Below are 7,933 nucleotides of genomic sequence, written 5' to 3' on the forward strand. Positions count from 1 at the left end.
TAGTCATTGTCGTTTCTGCATCAGCACAATTCTAAAAATGGGTGATGCCATGAAGTTTGTAAAATCGCTCTACGTCCAGATTCTCTTCGCCGTGCTGTTGGGCGTGCTGGTCGGGCATTTCTGGTCAGAACAGGCCATAGCCTTGAAGCCGCTGGGTGATGCCTTCATCAAGCTGATCAAGATGATGATCGCTCCCGTGGTGTTCTGCACCATCGTCACCGGTATCGCCGGCATGAGCGACAAGCGCTCCCTCGGGCGTTTGTTGAGCAAGACCCTGTTGCTGTTCCTGGGCCTGACCGTGATCAGTCTGATCATCGGCCTGGTGGCGGTCTATCTGTTCAAGCCCGGTGTGGGCATGAACATCGACCCTACCCAATTGAGCACCAAGGGGCTGTCGCACTACACCGATTCTGCGGCGAAGCTGGGCGTGGTCGAGTTTTTCATGCACATCATCCCCGACACGTTCATCGGTGCTTTCAATAAAGGTGAGGTGCTGCCGGTTCTATTCATTGCGGTGCTGTGCGGGTTTGCGCTTTCGGCCATTGGCGAGCGCGGCAAGCCGCTACTGGATGTACTGGAGTCCGCTTCGCACATGGTCTTCAAGATCTTCTCCTACCTGATGCGCTTTGCGCCGATCGGTGCCTTTGGGGCCTTGGCGTTCACGGTCGGGCAGTACGGCATTACCTCGTTGGGCTCGTTGGCCAAGCTGATCATGACGCTGTACATCGCCTGCGCATTCTTCGTGTTTGTGGTGCTGGGGAGTATTTGCCGCGCGCATGGCTTCAGTCTGTGGAAGTTGCTGCGCTACTTGCGCGAAGAATTCCTGGTGGTCCTCGGCACGTCGTCCACCGAGCCGGTAATGCCGCGGATGTTGGAAAAACTCCAGGCCCTGGGTTGCAACAAAGGCGTGGTCGGGCTGGTGCTGCCCACGGGTTACTCGTTCAACCTCGACGGTACGGCGATCTACCTCTCGCTGGCGGCGGTGTTCATTGCCCAGGCCTGCAACATCGACCTGAGCCTGACCCAGACCGTGACCATGCTGGCAATCATGCTGCTGTCCTCGAAAGGCGCCGCCGGTGTCACCGGCTCCGGTTTTGTCGCACTGGCGTCAACGTTGACGGTCATTCACGACATTCCCTTGGCCGGCCTTGCCCTGCTGATCGGTATCGACCGCTTCATGTCGGAAGCCCGGGCCTTGACCAGCCTGGCCAGTAATGCGGTGGCGACCGTGGTGATGTCCCTCTCGGAAAATGCCTGCGATCGCGAAGTACTGATGCGGACGCTGGACGGCAAACCTTCCCCCATTGCCATCTCGGCCCAGGCCCAGAACCCGGACTGGGATGGTGTGACGGTCACGGACCGCGTCTGACCGGTCGCGGCTGCGCCCAGACACCTTAAACACCTCAAATAAACACTCCCCGCCAGGCACAACTGGCGGGCGCGGACTCGTGCGCCTGTGCGTCGGCCCCGTTACTTATAAGAACAAGAGAACTGACTTATGCTCGCATTGCTTGGCTTGGCCATGGTGGTGGTTTTCACCTTCCTGATAATGACTAAACGGCTGTCGCCGATTGTCGCCCTGACGCTGGTTCCGATAGTGTTTGCCGTGATTGGCGGCTTCGGCGGCACTACAGGCAAGATGATGCTCGACGGCTTGAAAATGGTCGCACCGTCGGCCGCGCTCCTGCTGTTTGCGATCCTGTTTTTCGGCTTGATGATCGACGCCGGCCTGTTTGACCCGCTGATTCGCAAGATCCTCAAGCGCGTCAACGGCGACCCGATGAAAATCGCTGTCGGCACCGCGTTGCTTTCGCTGGTGGTGGCATTGGACGGTGACGGCACCACCACCTACATGATCACCTGCGCAGCCATGCTTCCGCTGTATAAGCGCATCGGCATGAACCCGATGATTCTGGCGACCATTTCCATGCTTTCGCTGAGCATCATGAGCGGCATGACCCCCTGGGGAGGGCCCGCGACCCGCGCGATTGCGGCACTGGGCCTGGATGCCGGGGCCTACTTCGTACCCTTGCTGCCGACCATGATCGGCGGCGCGATGTGGGTGGTGTTCACCGCGTTCCTGCTGGGCCGCGCCGAGCGCAAGCGCATCGGTAACATTCAACTGGAGAGCGGCGGCGGTAACTGCTACATCAACGCAATACTCGAGGACACGCCGCACAAGCGCCCGAAACTGGCCTACGTCAACCTGCTGCTGGTCATCGCGGTGATGGTCGCGCTGGTGATGGGGATCATGCATTCCGCGATCCTGTTCCTGATCGGGTTCGTCCTGGCGCTGATGATCAACTATCCGCAACTGGACATTCAGAAGGAACGCATCCTTGCCCATTCGGGCAACGCCATGACGGTCGTATTGTTGGTGTTTGCCGCGGGCATCTTTGCCGGGATTTTCTCTGGCACGAAGATGGTCGATTCTCTCGCGCAGACACTGGTTGACTGGATTCCGCCGTCCTGGGGGCACCTGTTCCCGCTGGTCGTGGCCGTTACCAGCATGCCGCTGACGTTCGTCCTGTCCAACGATGCCTACTACTTCGGCGTGGTGCCTATCCTGGCCAACGCCGCCGCGGCCTACGGCATTGATCCGCTGGAGATCGCCCGCGCATCGATTCTGGGGCAACCGGTGCATCTGATGAGCCCGTTGGTCGCCTCGACCCTGTTGTTGGTCGGGATGGTCGATCGCGACATCGGCGATTTCCAGAAAGCCACCGTCAAGTGGGCCGTGCTCACCTCATTGGTCATCACGGTGCTGGCTTTGTTGACCGGGGCGATCAGTCTCTTCACCTGATTCAACCCAACCTCCTGTTTTTCACCGACGCGCCTCACCCGCGAGGCGCGCGATTTCCTGCACGCCAAATAACAACAATGAGTAGTTTGCTATGAACACTGTACATACCCAACGGGTGCTGTTTTCACTGCTTGGTTTGTTGCCGCTGGCCAGTGCCAGCGCCGAAGGATTTATCGATGACAGCAAGCTCAAGCTGCAATTGCGCAATGTCTATTTCAATGAAAACTTTCGCGACGAGCATGGCTTGAGTGCCCGATCGGCCAGGACCGCCAAGAGCGAACGCACCGAATGGGCCCAGGGATTCCTGCTGGATTACCAGTCGGGATTCACCCCAGGCACCGTTGGGTTTGGGGTGGATGCCCTGGGCCTGCTCGGGGTCAAGCTCGACTCTGGACGTGGCCGCAGCGGTACAGGCTTGTTGCCGGTTCACGCTGACGGGCGTGCGGCCGACGAGTTCGCCAGCCTGGGCATGACCGCCAAGGCCCGACTGGCCAAGACCACGCTCAAATACGGGACCTTGCTGCCCAAGACACCGGTACTGATCTACAACGATGCGCGTCTGATGCCGCAAACCTACCAAGGCGCACAGATCAACAGCCTCGACATCGAGAACCTCAGCCTCACCGGGGGCCACCTCGATCGATTCAAGCTGCGTGACTCCACCGACAGCATGCCGATTGTGCCCGACGGCTATAGCGGCGCTGAATCCGGGGACTTCAGTTATGCCGGCGGAGAATACAAGCTGGGGAAAAACATTCGCCTGAGTTACTTCTACGGCGAACTGGAGAACTTCTACCGGCAGCATTTTGCCGGCATCCAGCACGATCTACCCTTGGGCGGCGGCGTGCTGAGCAGTGATTTGCGCTACTTCAACAGTGTCGATAGCGGCTCTGCCTACGGCGGCAAGATCGATAACAACATGCTCAGTGGGCAACTGTCCTACGCCATTGCCGGGCATACCTTCGGTGGCGGGTATCAGACCCTCAGCGGGGATGCCGGGTTGCCATACATCAGTGGCGCGACCGTCTATTCGTTCAGTAACGCCGGTATCGGTAAGTTCATCGAAGAAGACGAGAAGACCTGGATGCTCAACTACGGCTTCAACTTCGCCGCCCTGGGTGTCCCTGGCCTGACCTTTTCCACGCGTTACCTGAGCGGTAACGACGGTAAGTCCAACACCACGGTCAAGGAATGGGAACGCGATGCCGAACTGGCCTACGTGGTGCAGCAAGGCACCTTCAAAGGCCTGGGAGTGAAGCTGCGCAATTACGTCTACCGCTCGGATTTCTCCCGTGGTCGTGACAGTAATCGGATCTACTTCACCTACGACATCGCGCTCTGGTGATCCACTGCTCGCGGCCACGCGACATTCGCGGGCCGCTTTTGCATCGGCGGCTTCATAGGATCGGGGTGAAGGAATCAAATAATGTCGTTCAAAACCAAAATACTGTTGCTGACCTTATTGCCGGTGCTGTTGTTTGCGCTGGTTTTAGGGTTGAGCGCGCGCAGCACGTTGCAGGCCCAGGCCGAGCAGGAGGTCGCACAGACCCGCGAGCGGCTGCTCGAGGAAAGCCGCACCCGACTCAAGGATTACGCGAGCATCGCTCAGACGTCCATCACCGAACTGTATGAGCGGGCGGCTGCCGGGGACCTTTCCGGGCGAGCCTTGGCAATCAGCCGACTGTCCAGCGTGAAGTATGGCGATGACGGGTATTTCATCGGCTATGACAGTCAGGTCGTGCGCCTGTTTCGCGGTGACAGCAGCGAAGGCGTCGGCACCAACATGAGTGATCGCAAAGACATCAACGGGAAGTACCTGAACCGCGAGATGGTCGAAGCGGCCAAAAACCAAACGCACTTCGTTACCTATTCGGGTGGGGTCGTCAACACCGATAAGGTGGTGCCCAAGCTCGCTTACAGTTTCTATTTGCCCAAGTGGGACATGGTTGTCGTCACCGCGGTCAATCTGGACAGCATTGAAACCCAGGTCGCCAACGTGCGGGCCGATGTCGAGCTGCGCATACACCACTTGATGCTCAGCATTGCGCTTATCGCTGCCGCGCTGATCGGCATCATCGGGGCACTCGCGCTTCTGCTGGTCAAGCGCAGCTTACGGCCCTTGACCTTGATCCGCACTCACCTCGATGAAATCGCCGCGGGCGAGGGGGATCTGACGCGGCGGCTGCCGCTTGTGAGTCGCGACGAACTGGGGCAACTGGCCGGTTCGTTCAATGCCTTTATCGAAAAGATTCACAGCCTGGTCAGCCAGATCGTCGCGATGAGCGAACAGTTGACCGGGTCTGTCAGCCATGTGGCCGAGCAGAGCCGGCAGATTGACCGGGCCATGGAGCGGCAGCGCCTGGAAACCGACCAAGTGGCTGCGGCGATAAACCAGATGTCATCGGCGGCGCAGGAAGTCTCGGCCAGCGCGCACAATGCGGCAAACGCAGCGGTCGAGACCGACAGGCAGTCCCGTCACGCCAGGCAGATCGTCAACGGCAGTATTGCGCGCATTCAGGCACTGACGGTCGAGCTGGATGAGAGTGGCCTGTCGATGCAGAATCTGCAAAACGACGTGACGTCTATCGTCACCGTGCTGGACGTCATTCGCTCGATTGCCGAACAGACCAACCTTTTAGCCCTCAATGCAGCCATCGAAGCCGCGCGTGCCGGTGCGGCCGGGCGCGGGTTTGCCGTGGTTGCCGATGAAGTGAGGGCGTTAGCCAGTCGCACTCAGCGCAGTACCCAGGAAATCCAAGCGATGGTCGAGCGTCTGGAGAGCGCTACCGGCGGGGTGGTCACGGCCATGCACCAATCCACCGAAGCCGCCCAGGGCGCTAACGCCGAGGCCGACCAGGCGGGTGAGTTTCTGGGCAACACGGTCGAGCTGATCGCCACGATCAATGCAATGAACGCGCAAATCGCAAGTGCCGCGGAGGAGCAAACCGCGGTGGCTGAAGAGATCAACCGCGGAGTGCATCAGATCGCACGCGCCATCGACGCGGTTGCCAACCAGACGCAACAGGGCGTCCAGACCGTCGATGAGTTGTATGCGATCGGCAGCCGCCTGCAAGGCTTGCTGGGGCAATTCAGAATCTGAGGCCTCCCTGCAGGGGACGATAGGGTGGCCTGCATCGACATCATGCGTGATCACTTTCTCACGCAATAATGAAAATCATGAAAAAAGGCCCTTCTCTTAAGAAAAATCACGCTTGTGTGAATTTCTATAAATTCATTTTTATCAAATACTTATATTACTTTGTAATGATATTTAATTGCTTAGCCAAAAAATTGGCTTGTAGCATGTTGTAAAAGTTTCATGTTTGACAAATTGACGCCAATACATTGTCAGAATAGCATTCCCGGAAATGATGGCTCTTAGCCATCCTTCATTGGGGTGTTTATGTACGGCTCAAAACTCAGGATGAGTGCCTTTGGGGTGCTGGCGTTGGCGGGGGTTGCTGCCTCATTCATGGCTGAAGCTGCATCCAATCCCGGCGACACCGACCTGATTCGCGACCGTCAGGACCGCCTCCTCGAAGAACAACGCCAGCGCCTCGACCAACTCAAGGAATTACCCGGCAAAACCCCATCACCGGTGGCGCCTGAAGCCCCGGTTGACAGTCGTTGTTTCCTAATCAAGACCATCGAACTCACGGGGGCAGACGCGCTTTCCGCTAGCGAACGCGAACGCCTGCTGGCACCCTATATTGGCCAATGCCTGGGCGTAGCGCAGCTCAATGCTCTGCTTAAAGTCATCACCGAGCGCTACATCGAAAAAGGCCTGGTCACCAGCCGTGCCTATTTGCCGCAACAGGATCTGTCCAGCGGCATCTTGAAGGTCCAAGTGGTGGAAGGCCGGCTCGAAGGCTTGAAGGGCGCCGATGGCAGTGGCTTTTCCGAGCGCCAGTTGGCCCAGGTGTTTCCGGGCAGGTCGGGGGAGTTGCTCAACCTGCGGGAAATCGAGCAGATGGTTGATCAGCTCAACCGCCTGCCATCGAACCAGGCGCAGATGGAACTGGCGCCGGGCAAGGAAGTTGGCGGCAGCGAAGTATTGGTCAAGAACACCCCGCAAAAGCCCTGGCGTGCCGGTTTGTCCTACGGCAACGACGGCCAGCGCAGCACCGGTCGCCAACAGGCGGGTACGAGCTTGGACTGGGACAACCCGCTGGGGCTGTCCGATCAACTCTCCCTGCGCGCCGGGCACGATGTGGTCAGTGATACCAGTAAGAATTCGCGTAACGCGATGCTCAATTACAACCTGCCGTTCGGTTGGTGGAACCTCACCTACAGCTACAACGAAAGTGAATACCGCTCCCTGGCCCAAGCCAACGGTTTCAGCTTCAAGCAAAGCGGCGACAGCCAGAACCACCAACTACGTCTTGAGCGTGTGATCTATCGCGATGCCGTGAGCAAAACCTCGCTGAGCAGTGGCGTGTCGTACCTCAGCACCCACAACTACATCGAAGACAGCAAGCTGGCGCTGAGCAGCAACCGCATCAGCGAAGCCCAGTTCGGCATCAACCATGGCCGGCGCATCGGCGGGGGTTTTCTCAACGTCGACCTGGGCATGCAAGACGGTATCGGCGCCTTCGATGCCCAAAGCAATCGTGACGTCAAAGCCGGCCAGCCCGACGCGCGCTACCGCAAATACACCGCCACCCTCAGCTATTTGCAGCCGTTCAAGCTGGGCGATGAGTCATTCAGTTTCAGCAGCCTGATGACCGGGCAACACAGTGAAGACGTGCTGTTCAGCCCACAACGCACCAGCCTTGGCGGTCTGTCGTCGATTCGCGGCTACCAGGACCAGTCCCTCACCGGTGACAGCGGTGGTTACTGGCGCAACGACCTGCGCTGGACACGCCCGGTGACCTGGAACTGGATGCACACCGTGTTTGCCGAGTACGGCAGCAGCATTGGCTATGACCAGGGCGTGATCAGCCACGGGCGGTACAACCCTGACCAGCACGGGCGCATGACCAGTGACGCGCTGGAGTTGTTTGCCCGCGGCCCCAACGTGGCCGCCACCGTGACCTTTGCGCACTCCCTGGAACGACCCGACGCGATCACCGAGCGTGAGGCGCCGATCTATTTCCGTCTGGATTTCTTCCTCTAACTTTTTCGCCTTTG

General features: G+C 58.8%; 5 protein-coding genes. All 5 read left to right on the forward strand.

Going from position 1 to position 7,933, the window contains the following annotated elements; genetic code table 11:
- Positions 1-37 precede the first annotated feature (37 nt).
- The 5 genes from JN756_RS10515 to JN756_RS10535 all read left to right on the forward strand — a co-directional run bounded on the left by JN756_RS10515 (position 38) and on the right by JN756_RS10535 (position 7,919).
- Positions 38-1,369: a dicarboxylate/amino acid:cation symporter gene (locus JN756_RS10515; RefSeq protein WP_128192052.1), complete on the forward strand. Its 1,332-nt coding sequence runs from the start codon at positions 38-40 to the stop codon at positions 1,367-1,369.
- A 129-nt stretch (positions 1,370-1,498) separates the two neighbouring features.
- Positions 1,499-2,803: a CitMHS family transporter gene (locus JN756_RS10520; protein WP_046384113.1), complete on the forward strand. Its 1,305-nt coding sequence runs from the start codon at positions 1,499-1,501 to the stop codon at positions 2,801-2,803.
- A gap of 91 nt (positions 2,804-2,894) precedes the next feature.
- Complete coding sequence (locus JN756_RS10525; RefSeq protein WP_201022080.1) at positions 2,895-4,148, forward strand: OprD family porin; 1,254 nt, start codon at positions 2,895-2,897, stop codon at positions 4,146-4,148.
- An 81-nt stretch (positions 4,149-4,229) separates the two neighbouring features.
- Positions 4,230-5,903 (forward strand): methyl-accepting chemotaxis protein, encoded by a 1,674-nt coding sequence (locus tag JN756_RS10530; protein WP_201022081.1) that lies wholly within the window; start codon positions 4,230-4,232, stop codon positions 5,901-5,903.
- A gap of 324 nt (positions 5,904-6,227) precedes the next feature.
- A complete protein-coding gene (locus JN756_RS10535) occupies positions 6,228-7,919 on the forward strand; it encodes a ShlB/FhaC/HecB family hemolysin secretion/activation protein (protein ID WP_201022082.1) in 1,692 nt (563 codons plus the stop codon).
- Positions 7,920-7,933 lie beyond the last annotated feature (14 nt).

Origin of the sequence: Pseudomonas sp. Y39-6 (assembly GCF_023651955.1) — a bacterium.
GTDB classification, from domain to species: Bacteria; Pseudomonadota; Gammaproteobacteria; order Pseudomonadales; family Pseudomonadaceae; genus Aquipseudomonas; species Aquipseudomonas veronii.